General features: G+C 40.4%; 25 protein-coding genes. 6 read left to right on the plus strand and 19 right to left on the minus strand.

Features of this window, described 5'->3' with window-relative positions:
• Positions 1 to 82: 82 nt before the first annotated feature.
• Positions 83 to 2404: a Tex family protein gene (locus AB8618_RS14825; RefSeq protein WP_413400926.1), complete on the plus strand. Its 2322-nt coding sequence runs from the start codon at positions 83 to 85 to the stop codon at positions 2402 to 2404.
• A gap of 63 nt (positions 2405 to 2467) precedes the next feature.
• Here AB8618_RS14825 and AB8618_RS14830 read toward each other — a convergent pair whose 3' ends face one another.
• The 3 genes from AB8618_RS14830 to bioH all read right to left on the minus strand — a co-directional run bounded on the left by AB8618_RS14830 (position 2468) and on the right by bioH (position 4470).
• Positions 2468 to 3325, minus strand: a complete 858-nt coding sequence (locus AB8618_RS14830) for a putative metalloprotease CJM1_0395 family protein (RefSeq protein ID WP_413400927.1) — start codon at positions 3323 to 3325, stop codon at positions 2468 to 2470.
• A 6-nt stretch (positions 3326 to 3331) separates the two neighbouring features.
• Positions 3332 to 3640, minus strand: a complete 309-nt coding sequence (locus tag AB8618_RS14835) for a hypothetical protein (protein ID WP_008112879.1) — start codon at positions 3638 to 3640, stop codon at positions 3332 to 3334.
• A 92-nt stretch (positions 3641 to 3732) separates the two neighbouring features.
• Entirely contained in the window at positions 3733 to 4470 is a 738-nt protein-coding gene (bioH, locus tag AB8618_RS14840; protein ID WP_413400928.1) for a pimeloyl-ACP methyl ester esterase BioH, read from the minus strand.
• Between the two features lie 75 nt (positions 4471 to 4545).
• Between bioH and AB8618_RS14845 the strand changes: the two genes are divergently transcribed.
• Positions 4546 to 5223: a ComF family protein gene (locus AB8618_RS14845; protein WP_409424122.1), complete on the plus strand. Its 678-nt coding sequence runs from the start codon at positions 4546 to 4548 to the stop codon at positions 5221 to 5223.
• Positions 5224 to 5229: 6 nt separating this feature from the next.
• Here AB8618_RS14845 and AB8618_RS14850 read toward each other — a convergent pair whose 3' ends face one another.
• Positions 5230 to 7779, minus strand: coding sequence for a M14 metallopeptidase family protein (locus AB8618_RS14850; protein WP_413400929.1), 2550 nt, complete (start codon positions 7777 to 7779; stop codon positions 5230 to 5232).
• 146 nt (positions 7780 to 7925) lie between these two features.
• On the opposite strand from AB8618_RS14850, the gene nfuA reads away from it, so the two are divergent.
• Entirely contained in the window at positions 7926 to 8501 is a 576-nt protein-coding gene (gene nfuA / locus AB8618_RS14855) for a Fe-S biogenesis protein NfuA (protein WP_413400930.1), read from the plus strand.
• A 13-nt stretch (positions 8502 to 8514) separates the two neighbouring features.
• On the plus strand, positions 8515 to 8784 hold the full coding sequence (locus AB8618_RS14860) for a hypothetical protein (RefSeq protein WP_413400931.1): 270 nt from the start codon (positions 8515 to 8517) through the stop codon (positions 8782 to 8784).
• A gap of 18 nt (positions 8785 to 8802) precedes the next feature.
• Here the strand turns inward: AB8618_RS14860 and AB8618_RS14865 are convergent, their stop codons facing one another.
• Positions 8803 to 10137, minus strand: a complete 1335-nt coding sequence (locus AB8618_RS14865; protein WP_413400932.1) for an MATE family efflux transporter — start codon at positions 10135 to 10137, stop codon at positions 8803 to 8805.
• Here AB8618_RS14865 and AB8618_RS14870 point away from each other — a divergent pair.
• Entirely contained in the window at positions 10117 to 11142 is a 1026-nt protein-coding gene (locus tag AB8618_RS14870; RefSeq protein WP_413400933.1) for a polysaccharide deacetylase family protein, read from the plus strand. The two genes, AB8618_RS14865 and AB8618_RS14870, sit on opposite strands and share 21 nt — an antisense overlap.
• A 3-nt stretch (positions 11143 to 11145) precedes the next feature.
• Here the strand turns inward: AB8618_RS14870 and AB8618_RS14875 are convergent, their stop codons facing one another.
• The 13 genes from AB8618_RS14875 to AB8618_RS14935 all read right to left on the minus strand — a co-directional run bounded on the left by AB8618_RS14875 (position 11146) and on the right by AB8618_RS14935 (position 23595).
• Entirely contained in the window at positions 11146 to 12177 is a 1032-nt protein-coding gene (locus AB8618_RS14875) for a protein-glutamate methylesterase/protein-glutamine glutaminase (RefSeq protein ID WP_409424127.1), read from the minus strand.
• 8 nt (positions 12178 to 12185) lie between these two features.
• The gene (gene cheD, locus AB8618_RS14880) at positions 12186 to 12803 is read right to left on the minus strand and encodes a chemoreceptor glutamine deamidase CheD (RefSeq protein WP_409424128.1); all 618 of its coding nucleotides are present in this window, start codon (positions 12801 to 12803) and stop codon (positions 12186 to 12188) included.
• On the minus strand, positions 12787 to 13617 hold the full coding sequence (locus AB8618_RS14885; protein ID WP_131691797.1) for a CheR family methyltransferase: 831 nt from the start codon (positions 13615 to 13617) through the stop codon (positions 12787 to 12789). Before AB8618_RS14885 ends, cheD begins: the two co-directional genes overlap by 17 nt.
• A 69-nt stretch (positions 13618 to 13686) precedes the next feature.
• Positions 13687 to 16386 carry a methyl-accepting chemotaxis protein gene (locus tag AB8618_RS14890; protein WP_413400934.1) on the minus strand — a complete coding sequence of 900 codons (2700 nt, stop codon included), beginning with the start codon at positions 16384 to 16386 and terminating at the stop codon, positions 13687 to 13689.
• Positions 16387 to 16434: 48 nt separating this feature from the next.
• Positions 16435 to 16920: a chemotaxis protein CheW gene (locus tag AB8618_RS14895; RefSeq protein ID WP_409424130.1), complete on the minus strand. Its 486-nt coding sequence runs from the start codon at positions 16918 to 16920 to the stop codon at positions 16435 to 16437.
• Complete coding sequence (locus AB8618_RS14900) at positions 16902 to 18992, minus strand: chemotaxis protein CheA (protein WP_413400935.1); 2091 nt, start codon at positions 18990 to 18992, stop codon at positions 16902 to 16904. The genes AB8618_RS14895 and AB8618_RS14900 overlap by 19 nt, the downstream gene beginning before the upstream one ends.
• Before the next feature lie 14 nt (positions 18993 to 19006).
• Positions 19007 to 19369, minus strand: a complete 363-nt coding sequence (locus AB8618_RS14905) for a response regulator (protein WP_008115349.1) — start codon at positions 19367 to 19369, stop codon at positions 19007 to 19009.
• Between the two features lie 8 nt (positions 19370 to 19377).
• A complete protein-coding gene (locus AB8618_RS14910; RefSeq protein WP_138608351.1) occupies positions 19378 to 19650 on the minus strand; it encodes an STAS domain-containing protein in 273 nt (90 codons plus the stop codon).
• 162 nt (positions 19651 to 19812) lie between these two features.
• Complete coding sequence (locus AB8618_RS14915) at positions 19813 to 20430, minus strand: SCO family protein (protein WP_413400936.1); 618 nt, start codon at positions 20428 to 20430, stop codon at positions 19813 to 19815.
• Entirely contained in the window at positions 20427 to 21356 is a 930-nt protein-coding gene (cyoE, locus tag AB8618_RS14920) for a heme o synthase (RefSeq protein ID WP_413400937.1), read from the minus strand. The genes AB8618_RS14915 and cyoE overlap by 4 nt, the downstream gene beginning before the upstream one ends.
• A gap of 12 nt (positions 21357 to 21368) precedes the next feature.
• Positions 21369 to 22358 (minus strand): COX15/CtaA family protein, encoded by a 990-nt coding sequence (locus AB8618_RS14925; protein WP_413400938.1) that lies wholly within the window; start codon positions 22356 to 22358, stop codon positions 21369 to 21371.
• Positions 22359 to 22370: 12 nt separating this feature from the next.
• Positions 22371 to 22865 carry a transmembrane cytochrome oxidase associated protein gene (locus AB8618_RS14930; protein ID WP_178956741.1) on the minus strand — a complete coding sequence of 165 codons (495 nt, stop codon included), beginning with the start codon at positions 22863 to 22865 and terminating at the stop codon, positions 22371 to 22373.
• Positions 22855 to 23595 carry an SURF1 family protein gene (locus AB8618_RS14935; protein WP_413400939.1) on the minus strand — a complete coding sequence of 247 codons (741 nt, stop codon included), beginning with the start codon at positions 23593 to 23595 and terminating at the stop codon, positions 22855 to 22857. Before AB8618_RS14935 ends, AB8618_RS14930 begins: the two co-directional genes overlap by 11 nt.
• Positions 23596 to 23608: 13 nt before the next feature.
• Here AB8618_RS14935 and AB8618_RS14940 point away from each other — a divergent pair, with 13 nt between their 5' ends.
• Complete coding sequence (locus AB8618_RS14940; protein ID WP_413400940.1) at positions 23609 to 23920, plus strand: DUF2909 family protein; 312 nt, start codon at positions 23609 to 23611, stop codon at positions 23918 to 23920.
• Here AB8618_RS14940 and AB8618_RS14945 read toward each other — a convergent pair.
• On the minus strand, positions 23820 to 24695 hold the full coding sequence (locus tag AB8618_RS14945) for a cytochrome c oxidase subunit 3 (RefSeq protein WP_413400941.1): 876 nt from the start codon (positions 24693 to 24695) through the stop codon (positions 23820 to 23822). The genes AB8618_RS14940 and AB8618_RS14945 overlap by 101 nt on opposite strands.
• Positions 24696 to 24697: the final 2 nt, after the last annotated feature.

Genomic DNA, 24697 nt, shown 5'->3' on the forward strand with positions numbered 1-24697 from the left:
CTCCCCTGTGATATTATTCAAGACATTGACGCATCAGTTAACTTTTTAGCTGGTCTTATTTTTTGTATTAAAAGGTTTTTGCATGAGCGATATCTCTGCACGTTTAGCAACTGAGCTAAATGCACAGCAGCAACAAGTGGTTGCAGCAACAAAGTTACTTGATGAAGGCGCAACCGTCCCCTTTATTGCCCGTTACAGAAAAGAAGTGACCGGTGGATTAGATGACACCCAACTACGCCTTCTAGAACAACGTTTATCTTATTTGCGTGAACTTGAAGAGCGTCGTGGATTTATCCTGTCGACGATAGAATCACAAAATAAGCTTAGTGCTGAATTAGCGGCTGATATTAAAGCTGCACAAAGTAAAACCGAACTAGAAGACTTATATTTGCCTTATAAAGCAAAGCGCCGCACTAAAGGTCAAATAGCTATTGAAGCCGGTTTAGAACCACTAGCTGATGCGTTATTTAACGATCCAATGCTTGACCCAGACGCTGAGGCTGCAAAATTTATTAATGCCGAAAAAGCGATTGTCGATACTAAAGCAGCGCTTGATGGTGCTAAGTTTATTTTGATGGAGCGCTTTGCTGAAGACGCTAAATTACTCGCTAAATTTAGAAGTCATATTAGTCAAAATGGAGCGATTGAAAGCAAACTTATTGATGGTCAAGAACAAGCGGGGGCTAAATACCGAGACTACTTTGAACATCAAGAACCATTAAAAAAAGTCCCCTCGCATCGTGCATTAGCCATGCTAAGAGCACGTAATGAAGGTATTTTACAGTTAACTATTAATCCTGAGCCGAGCGCTGAAAACCCAGCGCAATTGTGTGCACAAATGATCAGCGATCATTACCGCCTAGATATTAAAAACAAACCTGCCAGCGCTTGGTTATTAACTGTGGTGCAATGGGCGTGGAAAATTAAGCTTGGATTACATTTAGAAAATGAATTTTTAGCCGCAATGCGTGAAAAGGCCGAAACCGGTGCCATTGATGTATTTGCTAAAAACTTAAAAGACTTATTGATGGCAGCCCCTGCAGGCCCTCGTACTACGTTAGGCTTAGATCCTGGTTTACGTACTGGTTGTAAAATTGCCGTGGTTGATAGCACAGGTAAACTGCTTGCTACCCAAACGATTTTCCCACATGCACCACAAAATCATTGGGATAAATCATTACGCACGCTCGAGCAATTATGTCGCCAGCATAAAGTTGAGCTCATTGCGATTGGTAACGGTACCGCTTCTCGCGAATCAGATAAACTAGTTGGCGAACTTATCAAAGCCAATACCGAGCTTAAACTAAATAAAATCATGGTCAGTGAGGCCGGCGCTTCGGTTTACTCTGCTTCTGAGTTTGCTGCTAATGAATTTCCAGATTTAGATGTATCTTTACGCGGTGCCGTATCTATTGCACGTCGCCTTCAAGATCCATTGGCTGAGCTGGTTAAAATAGAGCCTAAGTCTATTGGTGTAGGCCAATATCAACATGATGTATCACAAAGCCAACTAGGACAAAGCCTAATCTCAGTGGTAGAAGACTGTGTAAACAGTGTGGGGGTTGATTTAAATATGGCCTCTGTACCTTTACTTGCACGTGTTTCTGGTTTAAACAAAACCTTAGCGCAAAACATTGTAAGCTACCGTGATACAAATGGGTCATTTACAAAACGTAGTCAGTTGAAAAAAGTAGAGCGCTTAGGGCCAAAAGCATTTGAACAAGCAGCCGGCTTTTTACGCATTAACAATGGCAGCGATCCACTAGACAACTCATCAGTTCACCCTGAAGCATACCCTATCGTTAAGCGTATTTGTGAGCACAACCAGGTAGACGTAAATAACCTCATTGGTAACAAAGAGTTTTTAAATAAGCTCGCTGCAAATGACTATATTGACGATAAATTTGGTCTGCCTACCGTGACCGATATTATTAGCGAACTTGATAAGCCGGGTCGCGATCCACGCCCTGAATTTAAAACCGCTGAATTTAAAGCAGGCGTTGAAAAAATTAGTGATTTAAAACCAGGAATGATTTTAGAAGGCGTGGTATCGAACGTAGCTAATTTTGGCGCATTTGTGGATGTTGGCGTACATCAAGATGGACTAGTGCATATTTCGGCTATTACTAATAAGTTTATTTCAGACCCACGAGAAGTGGTTAAAGCTGGTGACATTGTTAAAGTGAAAGTGGTTGAGGTTGACGCTGCACGTAAACGTATTAGCTTTACTATGCGTCTAGATGACGAGATAGACACTAGTAATAAAGCTGCGCCGCAAAAGCCACGTGGCAACAATGCAAATCAATCGCGAGCGCCCAAACCTAAGCGCGACACAGGTAATGCCATGATGGGAAATGCGTTTGCCGATGCCTTTGCCAATGCGAAAGTGAAAGTGAAAAAATAAAATGACCCCATAAAAAAACCGCTTAGGCGGTTTTTTTTATGGCTATTAAATATAAAGTTTAATTTAAATTTGTGCTGAGAATTGGCTTTGCGTCGCAGGTGATGTAGCCAGTTGATAAAAACTAGCAATGCGCCCAGCACGTGCTTCTACTTCAACATCACGCGATTGCTCTTCGCTTTTAGCAGTTTTTACTTCTGAACTTTCACTGTTAGAAAACGACGCACTGACTCTGCTTTTATCTTCGCTGCTATCTTCGTCATCAGCTGAAGCTAACTCAGCTTGTGCTGCGGCTATCTTTTGAGTGGCATCTGCCGCAATTGCCCTATCGGCACCTGAAGGCTCAGCCGGCGCGAGTGCTGCAGCACGTACCGTTTGCATTTTATCAATAGTTGCTTGAGGGTCGCCATTGATAACCCCAACATCTATCGGTACTTCACCACCTACCGCATAATTGGTCCCATCAGGACCTCTTTGGTATTCGTAGCTCGGAGAGCCCGCATATTGTCCACCCACTGCGGCATGCGCTTGCTCGTGCATCCGTACTTCAGTATCACGGGCTTTTAGTTCTTTAATTTGTTGTAGTTCTTGCTCAAGTTGCAGTTCTTCTTGCTCACTTACTTCTTCTGCAGCTTGTTGTTTTTCTTGCTCGGCATCATCCTGATCACTATCCGCATTACCTTCGCGTTGCGCAATCGTTTTATCGTCTACAATTTTGCCACTCGCAGTATAAGTTGAGCTGTCGCTATTTCCTGGCAGCTTAGCTTTTTCTGCATCACTTTGAGCTTTGTTTTCTGTGCTACCTGCGGTGTTTGCAGCGGCTGGGGGAATGACTTCACGTAGCTGGTTGTCACGCCGAGCAGTCTCCGTATAAACATTTGCGGTGTTTATATTAATAGACGGAAACGGCGTGACAATATTCATGAGAAATTACACTTTAATATCAACTAAAGTGCCTAATACGTCATCTGCAGTTTGGATAGATTGCGTGTTTGCCTTAGCATTAAACTCTTCAACTTTTAAGTTTACTAACGCATCATCAATTCGTGCAGGTTGAGATACTGGCGCGGTGACTGCTTCTTCAGGGCGAGCGGCCGTTAATTGACGTTGCTGCGCTAGTTGAGAGTCGTCTTGCTGCTCTATGCTGGCACGATTAATCTCAGCGCTGGCTTTTTCAATTCCTTGACTGGCTCTATTAAACCCTTCAACACCACTATTGAATACAGATCCTATTGGCATAATAATAAACCTCCAGCAAATAAATATTGTTTAATTATCGCTCAAAAATCACGCAAAATAAAGCTTTAAACCGCAGTAATCATGGCTTTGCTTCAAAGCATTGATTTAACGGCAGATAAAAATTCACTTTTATGAGAAATGAAAGGCGCATGTGATGCTTTGTCTATCACTTCGTACTCAAAGTCAGCATTAAGTGCCACCATTTTCTCAATGGCCCGATAAGGAACGAGAGAGTCTAAGCGCCCAAAAATGCCGCGAATAGTCACTGGGCATTGAGCAAATAATTCGCGTAAATCTTCATTTTGCAATATGTCTAGCCCTGCACTTAAAGCCTCGTTATTCGGAGGCGATGACTGACTCAATAACTGCTTTAACTGTTTTACATCATCGCGAGCCGACTCACTGCCCATTGCCTGAATTGCCAAAAAGCGCTCTATCGTTTTTGAACGCTCTTGCAACAACTGCTCTTTGAACTGTGTTAATACTTTAGGCTTAATGCCAGCCCATGGTAATTGCTCTGCAAAAAAGGGCGTTGAGGCAACTAAAATGACTTTTGATACTTTTTCTGGCCAATGTTTGGCAATATAAATAGCAAACAACCCACCTAAAGACCACCCCATTAGTACCGATTGTGGCTTTAACTGCTCACTCACCTGCTTTGCAGCATCGTGTAATGTATATGGGCTTAAAGAGGCGTTATTATCACCATAACCGGGTAAATCCAAACAGCGCACTTTACCTGAATATAAAAACTCTAATTCTGGTTTTATTAACTGCCACACACCTCGGCTCATTCCCCAACCATGTAACAACACACATTCATTTTGCATATTTGCCTAACCTTAACCAAACTTGAGTTCTATGATAGCGCTTTAAAAGGAGTTTGTAATGAGGATCATCAGCGAATGAAACTCAGCCTAAGTGATTGGCTATTCCCCTCTTACTGTGTGTTATGTCAAAGTCAGATTCATAGCTCAATGGGACTGTGTCAATTTTGTTTAGATGACTTGCCATTGCTAGATTTGGCCGAGCATGACAATTTATTTTACCGCCCTGATATTGTAGAAATGTTTCCTAACTGCAACTTTGAAAAGCTGTTTGCCTGTGCTTTTTACCAGCCCCCTTTTGATTTATGGTTAAAGCAGCTTAAATTTAATAATCAAATCCATTATAAAAAAGCACTACAGCAAGTCATAAAAAAACAACTTAGTGTTTTTATGACTAAACACCCTGTCGCTGTTGATGCATTTATAATTTTACCTTTACATAAAGCGCGCTTTTTAACGCGTGGGTTTAATCAAGTCACCCAAGTATGGCAACCCTGTTTGGCGTCAAATAAGGTGTTAAATAATGCGTTACTTCGCCATAAACACACCTCGGCACAATCACAATTAAGCAAAGCCAAAAGGGTCAAAAATTTACAGCAGGCTTTTTCATGCAAAATTAATTTAGAGGGAAAAACGGTAGTAATTATCGACGATATTATGACTACAGGAGCAACTCTTAATGCAGCCACCTTATCGTTAAGAGAAGTCGGCGCTAAACACGTATGGGCATTTACCACGTGCTTAACGCCACTTTAGGGCGTGTTAGTTTCCACTCACGCGAAAGGTGTGACCAAAAAATAAAGCATTACTTAATAATCGGCTGGTACCATACCAGTACCCTCTAAATACAGGGTTATCTGTCATCGCAATAACACTACCTCGACCATAAGAGTGTGCCATTAACGCTGCCCCACCAGCCACTTGCTCTACATTTATTGCATCAGAAAAACCAGCAAGTAGCGGATGCTGTGTATAGGTAAGTATATTTACAAATGGTGCTTGCGAGGCTTCAAGTAGCCAAGTACTATTTTTAAATACGGGTAGTGTGTCACGCTTAAATGAAAACATTAGTGGGTGAGTTGTATCTACCTTGGTATTAAATATCGCACCTGCAATACGCTGACGACCTGCTAGGTGGTCTTTGTCTGCATACTTTAAACCTTGAGTATCAAATGCACTAGCCACATCTCTACGCGATAAGTAGCTTGCTTTTAATAGCTGTTGATCGGCTAAAAACTTAGCTCCGCCTTTGTGCCCCCAAATAACACCACCTTTCCTTACCCAGCTTTTTATAGCAACTTTATCGGAATCAGATAAAGTAGAATAATTACCATGTGGCAACACAATATGGCTGTAATTACTGAGCTCTAAAGACGCTAAACGCTCCATTTCAACAATGGTTGGCGCTACACCCACAAAACGGTCTAGGTAGTACCACACTTCACCCGCTTCATATTGGCTCACGCCTTTACCACCAACCAATAACACTTTAGGTGTAGAAACCACAGCCATAGAGCGAGACCCTAAATCAGCACCTTTACTAGTTAAACCGGTAGTAATTGGTTTAACTTCAATCCCAAACTGGCTTTGTGCTTGGTTCAGCTTTGCCACCCAGTTGGTGTCAGTTTGAAGTCCTGCTGGAATAATAATGCTACCTGCGTCAAAGTTTACTTCTGCATTGGTTGATACTGCTGTTAATGGTTTTAATGCAACACGAGCTTTAATGCCTTGCTGTAACAGACTATTGAGCATTTTGGGAGCTTGCATGTCATTCCATGCAAATCCATAGGCGTAATTTTTAGTCAGTGGCGCTAAATCAGGCTGCTTTGCTTTTTGCCAAGCTGTTTTTTCTACCTCTAATCCCCAGCGGCTGTTTACTTTAGCAAATGGTAAATTAAACGCATGCGCTAATGTCCAACCCGATACATCGTAAAAGGTGTTATCGGCAAAGTTTTGTTGCTCACTAAAAATAGCTTTAACTAATCGATATTGTGGTTGTGCAAGCGGCACAAAATAACTATTAGCGGTAAAGTTTTTACCTTCAGCTTTTAGCCCTTCTTTCACTGAGTAGGCATTAATTTGATGTTGTTTAAGTATGCTTAAAAAATCGTTAGTACGGGTGTGATCTTCATCTGCTTGAACAATATAGCCTTGATAGTCTTCATCTTTGGCAAGCTCAACCGCTTTGTTATAAAAGTTAGCTTGGTACTCTAGCAAAGCTTGGCGGTTATCAATCGCCGCTTTAAACGTTGATAAGCTCGTTAACAGTTGGTTTTTAATCGTAAACGCAAAAGTTAGCGGGCCATTAATCGTTTCTTGAATATGGCCACGAGAACTTGCTTGTTCAAATAAAATACCCACACCACCATTTACATCGGGGTAGGTAGAGCCTTTGCCATAATAAAAGTCATCAAAGCTTTCTTCGGTGAAGTATAACGCGTTGTTTTCATCTAATGTTTTAGCGTGATAATTTGCAATCGCTTTGGTTAAGCTTACATTTTCTTCAGGGGTAATTGGGTGTTTACGACTTGGGATACCCGGTTGAAAAAAGTAGCTACTATTTGGCCCCATTTCATGAAAGTCAGTTAAAACATTAGGCTTCCAATAATGAAACTTAGCAATGCGAGCCCGCGACTCTGGGTGCTGTAACAATAACCAATCACGGTTTAAATCAAACCAATAATGGTTTGTACGGCTGCTTGGCCAGCTCTCTACATGCTCTCGGGTTTGCGGATCTGACGATAAGTTCATTCCACGATTACTATTAGCCCAATTTGCAAAACGTGCTAGTCCATCTGGGTTAAGCGACGGGTCGAGTAAAATAACCGTGTTGTTAAGTAGCTCATTTATTTCATCGCCTTGCGCTGCCGCTAAATAATAAGCGACTAGTAAAGCTGTATTACTACCTGATGATTCGTTCCCATGAACACTGTAACCCATCCATACAACACTTGGCTGCTCCGCTGTTTTATTGTTTGAATTATTTAGGCGAGCTAAATGCGCTTGACGAGTTTTTTCTATATTTTTTAATTTGTGAGCCGCAGTAATCGTTAGCATAACTAACGGGCGCTGCTCATGAGTACGGCCTATTACTTCAAAATTAATTCGATCGCTTTTTTGAGCTAAAATTTCCATGTAGCGAACAAGTTGGTCATGCCTTACATGCCACTCACCCACTTGATACCCCAGCACCTCTTGTGGTGTTGGTATGGTAGAATCAAATTCAACCTGTTGCTCAAAATAATAAGACAGGGGCTTTGCCATACTTGAAAAACTGGCCAGTACCACCATTACTGTTAATATGAAGCGCATATAAATCACTCTAAAAATGTTTGTTAATTGCACGCTACCATTGCTTAAAATAGATGCCAACTTTTTACGCTCAACACTAGCCGCAACACGATGAGCGGAGTATGATATGCAGTATCCGAGTAATTTAGTCAAGTATAGACGGTATTATGATTTCTATTTCCGAAACAGCGCAAGCGCATTTTGCTAAGCTATTAGCAGATCAATCTCAACAAACGAATATTCGTGTGTTTGTTGTTAACCCTGGTACATCACAAGCTGAATGTGGTGTTTCTTATTGTCCAGAAGACGCGGTAGAAGAGAGCGATATTCGCCTAAATTTTAACGGCTTTGATGCAGTTGTTGATGCTGAAAGCGCGCCTTTTTTAGCCGAAGCCGAAATTGATTTTGTTACCGACAAAATGGGCACGCAGCTAACCCTTAAAGCACCTAATGCTAAAGCACGTAAACTAGGTGAAGATGCCAGCTTGAATGAGCGTGTGCAACACATGCTAGAAACCGAAGTAAACCCACAACTTGCCAACCATGGCGGCCAAGTTAGCTTGGTAGAGATCACTGCAGCTGGTGTTGCTGTACTTCAGTTTGGTGGTGGTTGTAATGGGTGTTCTATGATCGATGTCACACTAAAAGAAGGCATTGAAAAAGAGATGATTACTAAGTTTGATGAAATCACCGGTGTGTCTGACATTACCGATCATGAAGCAGGCGAGCATTCTTACTACTAAGCATTAATTCATTATGCTAAAGCCACTTATTTACCGCTTAGGGAGTGACCCTAAGTTGAGTTTAAAGCGCTTTTTTCGCGGTCTAGCACTGTTTGTGCTGGCCGTGATGTTTATCGTTGTGGGCTATTACAGCCATTACAGTTTACAAGTTATTGGCTTGGTTATTTTAGCCCCCGCTTTATTTTTTGCCTTTTGGGGCTATGCGGGTATTTTTGCTAACCGCTTCTCTCAAGTATTAAAAAACATCCCTTCAAAAAATAACGACCCCGATCTGTGGAAGTAACGGTTTATATCAACTCGCTTATTTAAGTAATTGATTATTAGCTTTTAGTTGTTGATATTTAACGATAAGCGTAACGCCTCGCATAAGCATAAAACAACTCATAGCTAACCATAAACCATTATTTTGCCAGTCCTGAAATAGCCAAAACACCCCAAAGAAGCCTACAATCGCTGAAAGCAACATACTGTTTCGCATCGCTTTAGCGCGGGTCAGACCAACAAAAATACCATCGAACAAAAAGCAGCTCATAGCTAGAATAGGCAATACTATTACCCAAGGTAAATAGTGAATAGCCTCGTCAATAACCTCTGGTACATTCGTTAATAGCTTAATAATACTGCTGCCAAAAACTACAAAAAACACACTATACAAAACGCCAAATATCATCCCCCAAAATACACTGATTTTTACCCATAGCCTTATCTTCTCAACACTTTGTTGACCTTTAGCTTGACCCACTTTGGCCTCACTTGCATAGGCAATTCCATCAAGTGCAAAGCTAACTAACATTAAAAAATTGAGTAGGACGGCATTGGCGGCCAGTGTTGTTTCACCGAGGCGGGCTGCATAAAAGGTCATAAAACTAAAACATAATTGCAGTACTAAAGAACGAATAAAAATATCGCGGTTTAAGCTCAGTAGTCCTGCCATTTTTTCTACACTAAACCAATTTGCTACAGCCAAACTCATACCATGCTTTTTAGCAAGTTGAGCCACTAGCAATAAAGCAAACACAAGTGCAATATAGTCAGCGATAAGTGATGCCCACGCAGCCCCAGCAACCGCCCAATCAAGGTACACTACAAAATAAATATCGAGCACAATATTAGTAATGTTAGTGACTAACAGTAAGTAAAATGGCCCTCGCCCATAATGAACGCCCAACATCCAGCCTAATAAAACTAAATTACATAGCGCTGCTGGGGCGCTAAAAATACGAATACTAAAATAGCGATAGGCTTCATTGAGCACATCACTATTGGCAGCAGATAAATAAGCAATAGCGTGTTTTATAAGGGGGGATAATAAAATCAGAATTAAAGCTACGCTACTGGCCAATAACAAACTGCGTTTGAGTAAGGCTGCCAGCTGAGTTAAATCATTTTTACCATAAGCCTGAGCCACCAGCCCAGTAGTACTCATTCTTAAAAAACCAGCAAGCCAAAATAAAATAGAGATCACAGTTGAACCCAAAGCAATACCGGCTAAATAATGCGCGCTCCCCAAATGACCAATCACTGCAGTATCAACAATTCCTAACAACGGGACGGTAATATTTGATAATATCATCGGACCGGCTAACAACAACAAGCTTTTATGGTGTGCTTTATTATGTATAAGAAATTGTTTCATTTAGTATTATTATTCCTGATTTGTGGTTCTTTGCGCGCGCAAGCAGCTGTTATTCTACAGTATCATCACGTCAGTGAAACCCTTCCCGCTGTCACCAGCGTGAGCGCCAATACTTTTACTAAACACTTAAATTATTTAAAAGAGCATAACTTTAACGTTATTCCATTAAATGAGCTGATTAGTGCATTACAACAAGGTAAGGCTTTAGAGAACAAAACAATCGCGATTACCTTTGATGATGGTTACAACAATAATTACGACCAAGCTGCCCCTATCCTAGAGAAGTTTGGCTATCCGTACACTATTTTTGTAAACCCAAAACTCATTGATGAACAGGCGGGTTACGTTATGGGGTGGGATAAGCTCAGAGAACTTGCTAAAAAAGGAGCGCTTATTGCTAATCATAGTGCCGAGCATAACTACCTACATAGAAAGCGCAAGAATGAAACGCCTAGCCAATGGCGCGAACGCACTAAAAAAGACATTCTTAGTTCTCAACAGCGCATCAAAGAGGAAATAGGTCACGATTACAAATACCTTGCCTATCCATACGGAGAGTTTAACAATCAACTGCAAGCACTCGTCACTGAATTAGGTTTTATTGGTATTGGCCAACACTCAGGAGCCGTTAATCAACACTCTGACTTTAGCCGCTTACCGCGCTTCCCTGCCTCTGGTTTTTATAGCAAGCTAGAGACGTTAATTACCAAGATAAATTCGACTGCCTTTACTATTAATAAGCTAACCTATGAAGATAGTGTCACTTCACGAAATCCACCATCACTCACTATAAAACTTAAGACAGATGACTTTCATAAGAGTCAATTTGCCTGTTATGTATCAAGCGTTGGTCAAGCTAATTTAGATTGGTTAGACGATAATACAGTTGAGGTAACATCACCAAAGCAACTTAATAAAGGCCGCTCACGCTTTAATTGTACCGCTCCGTCAATAAAACAAGCTGGCAGTTATTATTGGTTTTCGCAGCCTTGGGTGATCAACTAAGTTTTACTTTTTTATAACTTGATTTAATAACCGCTGGGTCATTTTCTCCAGCGGTACCACTTCATTTGCTGCCCCCATATCAATAGCAGCTTTAGGCATACCCCATACCACTGACGAAAACTCATCTTGCGCAAGCGTGTATGCACCTTGTTGCTTTAATGCGAGTAATCCTTTTGCACCATCACTTCCCATACCGGTTAATAGTGTGGCAACAATATGTTTTGCACCAATTTCCAGTAATGAGTCAAATAAAACATCCACCGCGGGTTTATGTCTATTAACAGCTTCTCCATCATCAAGCTGACAATACAAAGCACTACCTTGTTTATTAATTCGTAAATGAAGCCCACCTGGGGCTATATAAGCGCAACCTGCTAGCAATTTATCACCTTGCTGGGCTTCTTTTACGTTAATAGTACAAGTACGCTGCATCCGCTCTGCAAATGAGGTGCTGAATACGGGAGGAATATGCTGAGTAATTACAATTGGAGGGCAATTTTTGGGCATACGTATAAGCACTTCTTTTATCGCCTCGGTTCCCCCTGTTGACGCACCAATCGCTATCACTTTATTTACTAAAAATTCGGCATTAGTGGGGATAGGTTCAGCTACAACACTATTTTTTTTGTGGCCTCGAACCCGCGCACTGGCCGCTACTCTTACTTTTTGCTGAACAATATCAGCATATTGGCTCATTTGTTGTTTAACATTAACTACTGGCTTTGCAATAAAATCAACCGCACCCAGTTCAAGCGCTTCAAGGGTGATAGGTGAGCCTTTTTGAGTAAGAGTGGAAATCATTACTACAGGCATAGGCCTTAAGCGCATTAAGTTTTTTAAAAAGCTAATGCCGTCCATTTTTGGCATTTCAACATCCAGTGTTAGTACATCCGGATTATGCTTTTTGATCATCTCTCTGGCTTCGTATGGGTCTTGTGCACACCCCACTACCACAATGTCTTTTGCCTGTTGCAGTATCTCTGTCAGTAATTGCCTGATCAGTGCCGAGTCATCAATTATTAATACTCTAATCATAGCTATCCTTAAAACAGTTCTATATCCGTGGCTTTAGTTTGCTGTTCAAGATTATGTAAGTAACGCACTTCACGTTTTTCAATGGTGTTATTGTGTAAGTTTCTTAGCTTTTTAACCTGTACTTTTCCATTATGAGGATTAAAGAATATTTTGCGCGGCCAAGGTCCGCCCATATCATGCGCCACTAAGTTTAGCGCTTCTTCTACTATATATGCATTGGCAAAACTGATATTGCCAATACCAATATCTGTCATTGCGCTAATTATTTTTCCTCCCCCAAAAAGTTTTACTTTTAAGTTTGCCCGAGAAGCGCCATTTTTAAGCACCTCATTAATTAAATATTCCATAGCCCAGTTACCATAACGACAACTTAAACTATGCGCTTGGTCAATTCGTTCACCTTTTTGAATAGGTAGCATAAAGTGATTGATCCCGCCAATGCCTAGCTTATCGTCGTAAACACAAGCCGCAATACACGACCCGAGCACGGTGGTGATCAGCTCATCGTTTTTAGAAACATAAAATTCACCTGGCAATACCTTAGCGACCACTTGATCTCGCGTGGCATCCCAATAGCGTTTAATATGCTCAAATCCCGCTAATACCGGCTTAAATTGTGTTTGCATGGGCTACTTTTTGATACATGGTTTTCCCTAAGTTTTTAAATAAGACATGCTCTTTTCCCATGGTTTCTGAATGCCCTAAAAATAAATAACCTTGGTTATTTAAAATATCGGCATAACGGTTAAAAAGCTGATCCTTTGTCTCTTTATCAAAGTAAATCACTACATTTCTGCACAAGATCAAATCAAATGGGCCCTTCATAGGCCAATCTTGGAGTAAGTTTAAACGCTTAAATGAAATACATTGCTGTAGCTTGGGTTTCACTTTATAACTTTGACCGTCTTTGCTAGTTAAAAACCAGCGCTTGAGCAATGCATCATCCAATCCATTCACATTTGCCGCAGTATAAATACCGCTCTGAGCTTTAGCTAATACATTAGAATCAAGATCAGTAGCTAAAATTTTCACATCCCAATCACTTGGGAAAGCCCCTTGTAACGTCATAGCTAAACTGTAGGGCTCTTCACCGGTAGAGCAGCCAGCAGACCAAATGCGAACGCGCTTAGTCTGTTTATTTGTCTTTAACAGCGTTGGTATAAACTGCTCTTTTATAAACTCAAAGTGATGAATTTCACGAAAAAAAGAGGTTAGATTGGTAGTAATGGCATTAATAAATGCATCAAACTCCTGATCCTTATGATTTTTTAAGTAATCTAGGTAACTAGAAAAGTTTGTTAATTTACGCTCACGAATTCGCCTTGCTAATCGTGAGTAAACCATTTCACGCTTATGCTCCCCAAGTACAATACCACAAGCGTTATACACTAAATGAGCCACTTCCTTAAAATCGCTATCCGTTAATAAAAACTCTTTCATTATGCACTCTCAAATAAATATAAAGATAGATTCAAACTAACCTCATTGTTTGAACCATCTAAAATAGGGTTAAAACTCCTCCCACTCTTCAGCTGAGTCTACAAAGTTTTCACCTTTGCTTTTATTATTAACAAAGCTATTTTCTTGCTTATGCGTTATTTCAGGGGTGCGAATGGTGGGCGATACAACCGCCATATCTTGCTGCCCTAGTGAAAAGAAGTGCAGTAAACGGCGCATTTCATTAGCCTGCTCTGCCATAGATTCACCCGCAGCCGATGCCTCTTCAACCAATGCCGCATTTTGCTGAGTCATTTCATCCATTTGCGATACAGCTTTATTTACTTGCTCAATCCCTGCACTTTGCTCTTCAGAGGCCTGAGTTATATCAGCTATCATTTGTGTCACACGTTTCACCGACACCACAATCTCCTGTAACGTCACACCTGATTCATTTACAAGAGCGCTACCATCAGCAACTTTGCCAACACTATCTCTAATTAACTCTTTAATTTCTTTAGCTGCACCAGCTGAGCGCTGAGCTAAGTTACGCACTTCACCCGCAACAACCGCAAAACCTCGGCCTTGCTCACCTGCTCTTGCAGCTTCTACAGCAGCATTGAGAGCTAGTAGGTTTGTTTGGAATGCTATTTCGTCTATTACACCTATGATGTCAGCAATTTTTTTACTCGATTCATTAATTGCAGACATACTGGTTACGGCCTTATTCACAACCTCGCCACCTTGAACTGCTTTATCACAGGTTTCTTCAGCTAAGTCATTAGCCACCTTGGCATTATCAGCATTTTGACGAACCGTACTGGTCATCTCTTCCATACTAGAAGCCGTCTCCTCTAATGACGATGCTTGCTCCTCTGTGCGCTGACTTAGATCAGCATTACCTTGTGAAATCTCTTCTGCTCCACTGGCCACCAAAGTGGCTGATGTGTTAATTCGATTAATAACCTCAGTTAGCTTATCTGCTGTCGCATTTGCATCTGTTTTCAGTTTTTCAAACGAGCCGTGATACTGTTTTTCAATCCGTTTAGATAAATCACCAGTAGCCATGGCATCAAGCATATTGCCAGTATCAGTTACCGCTTCGTCAACCACTTTAACTAAACTATTAAGACCTTGAGCTAAACGTAGGAAAAAGCCATCCTTTCCTTGCTCAACCACACGGCTATTTAACTCTCCTTTACTTGCGGCATTGACCAGCTGAGCAACCTCTTTTTCTATGGCTACTTCTGCTGTTCTGTCTTCCCATTCAACTACAGTTCCAATGCGCTCATCGTCTGGCGTAATAATTGGGTTAGCAACTAAGCCAAAGGTTCTGCCTCCCACTTTAATTTCAGTGTTGTAGGTATCCGTTAACTTAGCCAACATATTTTGCTGATGGGCTGGATTTTTATGAAATATATCAATATTTTGATTCAGTAGATTTTTGCTATCAAAGTTAGGTAAATCAATGCGTATATCATTTTGAGCATTGCTCATCATATTTTTCACCGCGTCATTCATATAAACAATCACATTCGATGCATCTGCAATCATAGTGTTTGTTGCTACAGTGTCTAACGCGCGACGAACACGTAAGTTTTCCTGTGCTCTGGCACGCTCTGCATCGGCCTTAAATACTTCATCAGTAATATCTTGCCACTCAACAATTGTTCCTAAACGTTCTCCTTCTTCGTTAAACCATGGCGAAGCAATTAAATCAAAAATAAGACCAGCTAATTTAAGTGTCGCTTTATGGGGCGCATCTAATTTTTTTAATAGCTCGCGCTGATGCGCCGGATGTTGATGAAAATCATCAACACATGTGCCGATTAAGTCACTTACAGCAAAGTTAGGTAATACCGATTGCAAATCTCTTTCGCGTGCTTTTAGCATTTGCTTAACTTGTTCGTTGACAAAAATAATGTTTAAGTCATTATCAGCAATCATCACATTCGCTTGGCATACTTTTAGGGCGCTGGCTAAGTCGGCAGTTTTTTTAGAGGTTTTTTCTAGTTCTTTTTGTTCGCTAATGTCCGTTGCATATTTTATGATTTTTATTAATTTTCCGTCCATATCATAAATGGGATTGTAAGAAGCATTAATCCAAATTTCACGGCCTTGTTTATCAAATCGTAAATACTCACCTCGGTCGTATTCACCTCTACCCAGTTTGGCCCAGAAAGTTTGATAATCCGCACTATTTGCATACTCAGGTGCAACAAATAAACGATGGTGCTTACCCTGTATTTCATCAAGTTGGTAGCCAAATGTGGCTAAAAAGTTCTTGTTGGCATTAATCACTGTGCCATCTAAGTCAAACTCGATTACCGCTTGCGATTTATGAATTGCTGCAACTTGTCCAGCTGCTTCGGCTGCCTTTAATTTTTGCAAAGTGATCTCAGTAGCAAACTTAATCACTTTAATTACTTGCCCCTGAGAATCTATAACAGGGTTATACGTGGCTTGTATCCATACTTCTTTACCATTTTTTCCAAACCGCTTAAATTCATCTGAAATAAATTCACCCGCGCTCAATCGCTGCCAAAACTGACGGTACTCATCGCTTTTCGCTTCGCTAGGACTAACAAATAAAGAGTGGTGCTGACCTTGAACCTCAGCAAGTGAGTAATCCATTACACGAAGAAAATTAACATTGGCAGTAATTATTCTTCCATTAGGCTCAAATTCAATTATTGCTAATGATTTATGCAATGCATTTATGATCAAATCATTGCTTGATTTAGACTGTTTTGAATTACTAAACCATCCCATGCTTATCACCACCTTTAAGTTATTTACTTTATTTAGTTACTGTTACCGCTAAATATCCATGGTTGCTGGCAAATCAATTAGGGCGACCATTTTTTCGCCTACATTGACTAACCCTGCTACATATTCACTTTCATTGGTTTGGGTTAAACTCGGCACAGCTTTAGCATCTTGCTCTGCAATGCTATAAACATCGGCCACTGCATCTACCGTAATACCCATTACTTTACTTTCTTGCTCAAAATCTACTTTTACAATAATCACTACTGTTAACGGCCCATAGGCAATAGTGGGTAAGCCAAACCGTAAGCGTAAATCAATAATGGGCACTATAGTGCCGCGTAAATTAATAACGCCTTTTACGTACTCAGGGGCATTTGGCAGTGCGGTTATGTCTTCCCAGCTGCGGATTTCTTGCACCGTTAATATATCTACTCCGTATTCTTCTTCAGCCATAATAAAGGTAAGAAACTGCTTAATCCCCTCTTTGCGCTGCAGCTCAATATTGCTATTTAATGCTATTGATTCAGAGAACATGAATCCTCCAGAGTAGCTGATGGTTCAATACTCAATGCTTGGCTACCAGGTTTTTTTAACCCTGAAAGCTTAATCAAACCGCTAATATCTAAAATTAACGAAACGCGACCATCACCTAAAATAGTTGCTCCAGAAACTCCGTCCACTTTGTGATAATTAGCCTCCAAGCTTTTTATAACCACCTGTTGTTGTGAAAGTAAGTCATCAACCAGCACTCCTACTTTTTGATTATCGTTCTCCACCACAACCAATAAGGTCTTATCTAATGATTCAATCGCATCTTGATGGTTAAAAATCTCATATAAACGCAGAATAGGAATGTATTCATCACGTAATCTGAGTACATCTAGGTCTTTCCCAACACGGCTTACTTTTGCAATATCAATTTGCAGCGATTCTACAATCGAGATCAGTGGAATAATGTAAGTATGCTTGGCTACTTTAACTAATTGCCCATCTAAAATAGCCAAGGTAAGCGGTAGCCGAATAGTAAAGGTAGAACCAATTCCAGCAGCGGATGTTACTTCTACCGAGCCATTTAATGATTGGATATTGCGTTTCACCACGTCCATACCCACACCCCGGCCAGATAAGTCACTTACTTCATCAGCAGTAGAAAACCCTGGCATGAATATAAGTTCGTTAATTTCATCATCTGTTAACTCGCTATCGCTAGCAATGAGTTCGTTGGCAATCGCTTTTTCTTTAATCTTTTGGGTGTTAAGGCCTTGGCCATCGTCCATAATTTCAATGACGATATTTCCTCCCTGATGAAAAGCATTTAATGTAACCTTACCCACAGGATCTTTACCTGCTGCAATACGCTTTTCAACAGTTTCAATACCATGATCCAGTGAGTTTCTTACTAAATGCACCATGGGATCGGATATTTTTTCCATCACAGTTTTATCTAACTCGGTTTGCTCTCCGATCAGCTTTAACTCCACCTCTTTATTGAGCTTTTGAGCAATATCACGCACCAAACGTGGAAAGCGACTAAACACAAAATTAATTGGCAGCATACGAATACGCATCACGTTTTCTTGTAAGTCTCGCGTATTATGCGCTAGTTGTGCTAACCCCTCTTGAAGCGAGGTTACTGCAGTGGCTGTCATTTCCTGTTCGCTAAGCTGATTTAACATTGCTTGGGTAATAACCAACTCACCTACCATATTAATTAATGAGTCAACCTTATCGATACCAACTCGAATAGAGGTTGATTCTGGTGCAGCTTTTGCACTGGGCGCATTGGCAACTGCCTTTGCTTTATTTGCTTTGGGTTGCTCAGCAGTTTTGGGAACTTCGACTTCAATAGCCGATTCGTTAATTACTTCTTCTGATCCGGCTTTAGCATCATTAAATAAGCCTCCACACAGCTCAATTTTAATATCTGCATCATCTTCAACCCATTCAAAAATCTCTTTAATAGCTTGCTCATCTCGCTCAGTGTTTAAGAAGAACCGCCAATATAAAAAGCACTCATCGCTGGATAATTCTTTAATATCAGGTATGGCATCGGTGAATACCTGTACTTCTAACTCACCAAGCTCGGCTAATTCGCTGATCATAAACAAAGGTTCATTACCGGTTTTAAATAGATGAAAATGTGGCTTAAAATCAATCTGGTAAGTATTAACTATAACCTGTTCATGATGTGTTTCTTCACCTTGTTCTTCACCAGCTGGCATACCTAGTAATTTCTCGAACTGCTCTCGCAAAGTATCTGCTTGGGCTAAATCTGGTTCTTCCTGTACTTTTAGCGAACTTAGCAAAGCCCTTAAGCAATCCACTGATTTAAGTAATAAATTAATGTGCTCGCTAGTTATATTGCGCTCACCTTCGCGAATTTGATCCAGTAATGTTTCTAATACGTGGGTAAAATTTGCAATTGAGTTGAACCCAAAAGTAGCACTGCCCCCTTTTATTGAGTGGGCAGCTCTAAATATAGTATTAATGGTTTCTAAGTCTTCTTCGCCTGGCACTAAGTTGAGTAATTCAGTCTCCATTATATCGAGGCCTTCAAAACTCTCTTCAAAGAACACTTCAAAAAACTGGCTTAAATCAATACTCACAGTGCACTCCTAAGTTAACGGATTACTTTTTTTAGCACGGCTAATAGCTGATCTGGATTAAAAGGTTTTACAATCCATCCTGTTGCCCCTGCAGCTTTACCTTCTACTTTTTTATCCATCCCCGACTCTGTAGTTAACATAAGCAGCGGTGTAAACTTGTAATCTGGTAGCCCTCTTAGCTCTCTAATAAGCGTGATCCCATCCATAATTGGCATGTTTACATCAGAAATAACTGCATCAAAACCTTGTTGCTTGGCAATGGCTAATGCCTCGCTGCCATCTTTGGCTTCGGTAACATCAAACCCTGCTGTTTTTAACGTAAAGCTCACCATTTGGCGCATTGATGCAGAATCATCGACAGCTAAAATTCTTTTCATATAAACCTCTAGTTAGTACTTTCTGAAGCTAAATATTCACTTAAACCGAGTTGTTCAATGACATTTTTTAATGCGTCACTGCTGCCAACCCAGGCAATTTTTTGATTAATAGTAAGAAGGTGTTTTTGTAGGGCACAAAGAAGTTGAACCGAGGCGGTATCAGCAGACATAACATCGCTAATATCCAGACAAATATCTCGGCTGTTATTAAGTTCGCTTAATAAATCTTGATGTAAAACGTCAACTTGAACAATTGAAAGTTCATTTGGTAGTTTAAGCATTTTTAAGCTTTTCCTTATCAACTCGATCCATACCAAAAGCTTAGACCGAGATAATGAAAACGCCATAAAAACGACTAAAAAATAACTAATTAATTAAAATCAGCTGTTAAAAAACGTAAAAAGGGGCACAAAGCCCCTTTAAAATCATTAAACCATTAAAAGCTAGTTTTTGTAAAAATCTGCAATTTCAATAAATTCTGCCGTTAGTTTTGTAGTATTAACCAAAGGCACATCTCCTTGTTTAAATTCGGGCTTAAAAATAGCTCTTAGTGCGCCACTGCCATCCACAAGTGCAACAGATGCACTATGATCCACCGCATAGTCAGACTCATCACTATCACTAATTGCATAAATTAATCCCAACTCACGTACAAATGGAAATAGGTCTTTATGCTCACCAGATACAGCTAAAAAGTCAGGGTTAAAATAATCTATGTACTCTTTACGCCTTTGAGCAATATCTCGTTTAGGATCAACAGATATAAACCACACCTGCACGGGATAATTAGCTTGTAAGTTTTTATAGACATTGTTGAGCTTAGCAAGCGTCATTGGACAAATATCAGGACAGCTTGTGTAGCCTAAAAAGACTAAGTTCCATTGACCCAAAAACTGCTGTTTGGTTACTAACTCTCCATGTTGATCATTCAACGAGAAATCAGATAACGGTTTTGCTGTTTCGTACACTAATACATCAAGATCCTGTAAACTTTTTTTATCACCACATGCCGATAAAAAAAGCACCGAAAAAACAATTAACCCACACCATAACTGCTTCATATAACTAGCCATTTATCTATAAACAAGATAACAAAGAGTATCATTAAATGAACAATCGAAAAACGAAATAAATCCATTGCGGTGTCTTCTTTAGCGGCAAATTTTAAGTTAATTGCTTTGTATATAAAAATTATATTAAGAATACATGCTCCGCTTAAATAAATAAGTCCCGACATACCTATCAAGTAAGGTAATACGCACACAATGGCTAATAGCACTGAGTACGCGAGCACACAGGTTTTACAAAATTCGATTCCATGGGTCACAGGTAACATAGGGATTTTAGCGCGTTCGTAATCACTTTTGCGCGCGATGGCTAACGCCCAAAAGTGCGGAGGAGTCCATGTGAATATAATCATAACCAACAACCAAGGAGCGGCTGCCATTTGATTGGTTTCAGACACCCAACCAAGTAAAGGAGGCATGGCGCCAGCCAAACCACCAATCACTATATTTTGTGGCGTGGCGCGCTTTAGAAACGACGTATAAATAAATGCGTAACCTACAAGTGCAAATAAAGTAAGTATGGCAGTGAGTGTATTTGCCCACAACATCAACATAATAAACCCTGCCACGCCAATAACAGCAGCAAAACTCAATGCGTGTAATTTACTTAAGCGTCCTTTGGCGACTGGGCGGTGGCGTGTACGTGCCATTTTACTATCAATTTCACTATCAACCACATGATTGATAACGGCAGCTGCCGCAGAGAGTAAGCCAATCCCTAATAAACTTATGAATTGAACCCCAACACCTCTGCCAACGTCAGGGGCTAGGGCTAAGCCCACCCATGCCGTTAACACCAGCATAGCCACTACTTTAAATTTACTGATTGCCAAATAATCTTGGATTAAATGGTAACTTTTAGTCAATAACGATGCGCTATAAACGGGCTGCATTGCTTTTTTGTTAATTGTAAGTGCCATAACGATTCCCCTTTAAGTACGTACTTTTAGGTAATAACATAACCTAACCATAGTTAATAACAGTATGGCAGCCATTAAGTTATGCGCCAGCGCAACACTAATTGGGAAGTGAAAGTACACAACTGCTAACCCCAACGCTATCTGGCAAAATAACGCTACCAATACACTTACTGTGCAGCTTTTAATTTTTTGTGAATAGGCATGGCTATATATACGCCACATAACAAGTGCCAGCACAATACAAGTAACTAGTGCCCACATACGATGCAGCAAATGAATAGACATACGCGCTTGTTGTGACAAGACACCAAACTCATAATTACTGTGCTCTAACGGTAACTGAAAAACACTACTGAGCGAAAATGGCTGAGCATAACTACATAGCGGCAAACCATTACAATGTGGCGCGGCATAATTAGCCGCTAACCAGCCACCTAGAGCGATTTGTAAAATAAGTACCGTGAGCGCTACCAAGCTTAGTTTAAAGTGGGGTTTTGCACCTGCGTCCCCACCCGTAATAGGCTGGCTGGTCAGCCTTAAGTACAAAAGCGTTAATAACGCCAAAATGCTAAACCCTCCGAGTAAATGCCCCATCACAATTAGCGGCTGCAAGTTCATAGTCACCGTCCACATACCTAGCGCGGCCTGAAAAATAACAAGTAAAAGCAATAGCATTGGTAATTTTACAGGCGTAGTCGGATACTGGCGTTTTACAAAAGCCAAAATAAACAACACTAAAATTAATACTCCGAGCGTGCCAGCAAAATAGCGATGAATCATTTCTTTCCATGCTTTTGCCGTTTCAAATATCATATCGGGGTAGCTCTGAATCGCTTGCGCAATCTCGGCCTCGTGTTTTGGTACGGTTAAAAAGCCATAACAACCAGGCCAATCTGGGCAACCAAGCCCTGCATCACTTAAGCGCGTATATGCGCCTAAAGCCACCACAATTAGTGCGAATAAACTCGTTGCTAATACCAAATTTTTATAGTTTTTATACATAGCAGCCTCTACTTAGCTTGATCGAGAGTAATTAAGTAATTTTTTTAGATCTTTCAATAATCCCTTTTGTATCAAACGGTTTTCTTGTGGTTGAGGGTTAAATGGATATTCCAACACAATCAGCCCCATATGGTCGATTAAATACAAACTCGCAGGTTTTAACTGCTGTTGTTCAGCAATCATATGCCAATGCGGCTTCGCAGCTTTGGGTCTCCCCATTATCGCCATATCTACTTTGTGTTGATTTTTGCCAAGGGCAACATATAAATTATCTAAAGCGGCGAGCTGCTCTGAGCAAGACTCCTCGCATTGTGCTGAATAATTTAAAGCAATAGTCCATTGTTTTGGATTATGCTGCTGCCAATTGTCTAGCTTAATTTCACGCTCTAAAAATTCACCATGGTTAGTAATTGCTGTAGGTAGCCAATCAAGTTTTAACGCGCTGTAAGCCAGCACTAAAGGGATAGCGCAGCATACAACAAAGAGCAACAGGGGTTTATTTTTCATTATCTATCCTCTTCTTGCTTGCAAAAATAGCAACTACCACACAGGCAATCGCAATTAAAAACCACTGCACTGAGTAGGCATAGTGTTTTTCTGGACTCATCACAACAGCTTCATAATGGGGAGCAGCAATCTCATCTTCACCGCCTTGGCGATAGGCCATAAAATCCACTAAAGTTCGCTGAGATTGGCTACTGAGTGCTTGCAGATCAATGATTTGAATTCGCTTAGCTAAATCTGATTGAGTATTACTATCAGCTAAGGTAAAGCCACTTAAATTATCTTCTTTAATTTGTGCCGTTAACGTAAATCTACCACTAGGTATTGTCACGTTTGGTAGGGTTTCTCTTGAACGTCCTGCTTTTACCCAGCCTAAATTAACTAATAAAAATCGCGACTCATCAGGTAGTTTTAATAAGCTCAGTAAATCGTAACCAACCTGACCATTATAAATTTGGTTATCGAGCAGCCAATAATTATTGGTATCAAAATAACCACTCAAAGAAACTAATACCCCGGTTTTATTCCACTCTTTTGGCAGTTGGTGCAACTGTGCCCAGTTCATAACCCCTTGCTGTTGTATATTTTCAATGGCATTAAGCTGCTGTTGCTTTTGATCTGCTCGTTGTAATTGCCAAAATCCTAAACGCACACAAACTAATACCACAATAACAACCAGGCAAACTGTGATTATTGAGCTAAGCTTTTGTTTGTTAAATACAACTAACTGCATAAGGGTAAATCCAGTGATTATTAAAATTATTATTGTTCTACTGTTATTATTTATATTGTTTAATTTATTTCGTGCTTTATTAATTATGGTGTCGGGAAAAACTAATGGACGCCCCATGTCTCACTTTTTAGGGCGTCGAGTGTTATTTTCTGTTGTAGTGCTAGTGATGGTAATTGCCGCACTAAAACTTGGTTTTATTACGGCCAATCAATCGCCCTTAATCACTAAAGTACATATACAAATACAAACAGGCACAGCCAAACAACATCAACAAAATGCCAGTACCACGCCGCAGCTTGAAACGCGAAGTGCTTATTTTTTGTAAAATGACCTTTTAAAATCCGTAGAAAAACGATTAATAAAATAATGGTACCTAAGGTGACATGCATGCCGTGAAAGCCGGTTAACAAAAAGAAAGTATTACCGTAAATTCCTGCATCAAGGGTTAGATTAAGGTCGTTATAAGCATAAATATATTCTTCTACTTGGAGCCCTAAAAAACATACTCCCAGTAAAATAGTTACGCCTAAAAACACCTTAAGTGGCGTGCGTTTGTTATTTTCCATCGCTACATGAGCAAAATGCAGAGTTACCGACGAGGCTAATAAAATAAGGGTATTTATAAGTGGTAACCCTTGCCAGCCCATTGCTTGCGTAGTGGTGCCTCCAGGGGTATTTAACAATGGCCACACAGCCTCAAAAGTAGGCCATAACACCTCGTTAGTCATGGCGTTGTTATCGGCGCCTCCAAGCCAAGGTACAGAGAACATGCGGGCATAAAAAAGGGCACCAAAAAAAGCCATAAAAAACATGACTTCTGAAAAAATAAACCAGCTCATACCTTGCCTGAATGAGCGATCCATTTGGGCAGAATATAAACCTTGATGCGACTCTTCAATCACATTTTTAAACCAGCTAAACAGCATATAAAGCAATATGGCAATACCCACATACAGTACGTAAACACCGCTGCCTCCCTCTTTACCCATATCCATAACTGTTAAGGCTGCCCCTACCGCAATAAAAAATAGCGCCACTGCGCCAACTATTGGCCATGGGCTTTGATCAGGTACGTAATAATGTTCATATTTTTGATTCATTT

It is taken from the genome of Pseudoalteromonas sp. RW-H-Ap-1 (genome assembly GCF_048318575.1).
In the GTDB taxonomy this organism is placed as follows: domain Bacteria; phylum Pseudomonadota; class Gammaproteobacteria; order Enterobacterales; family Alteromonadaceae; genus Pseudoalteromonas.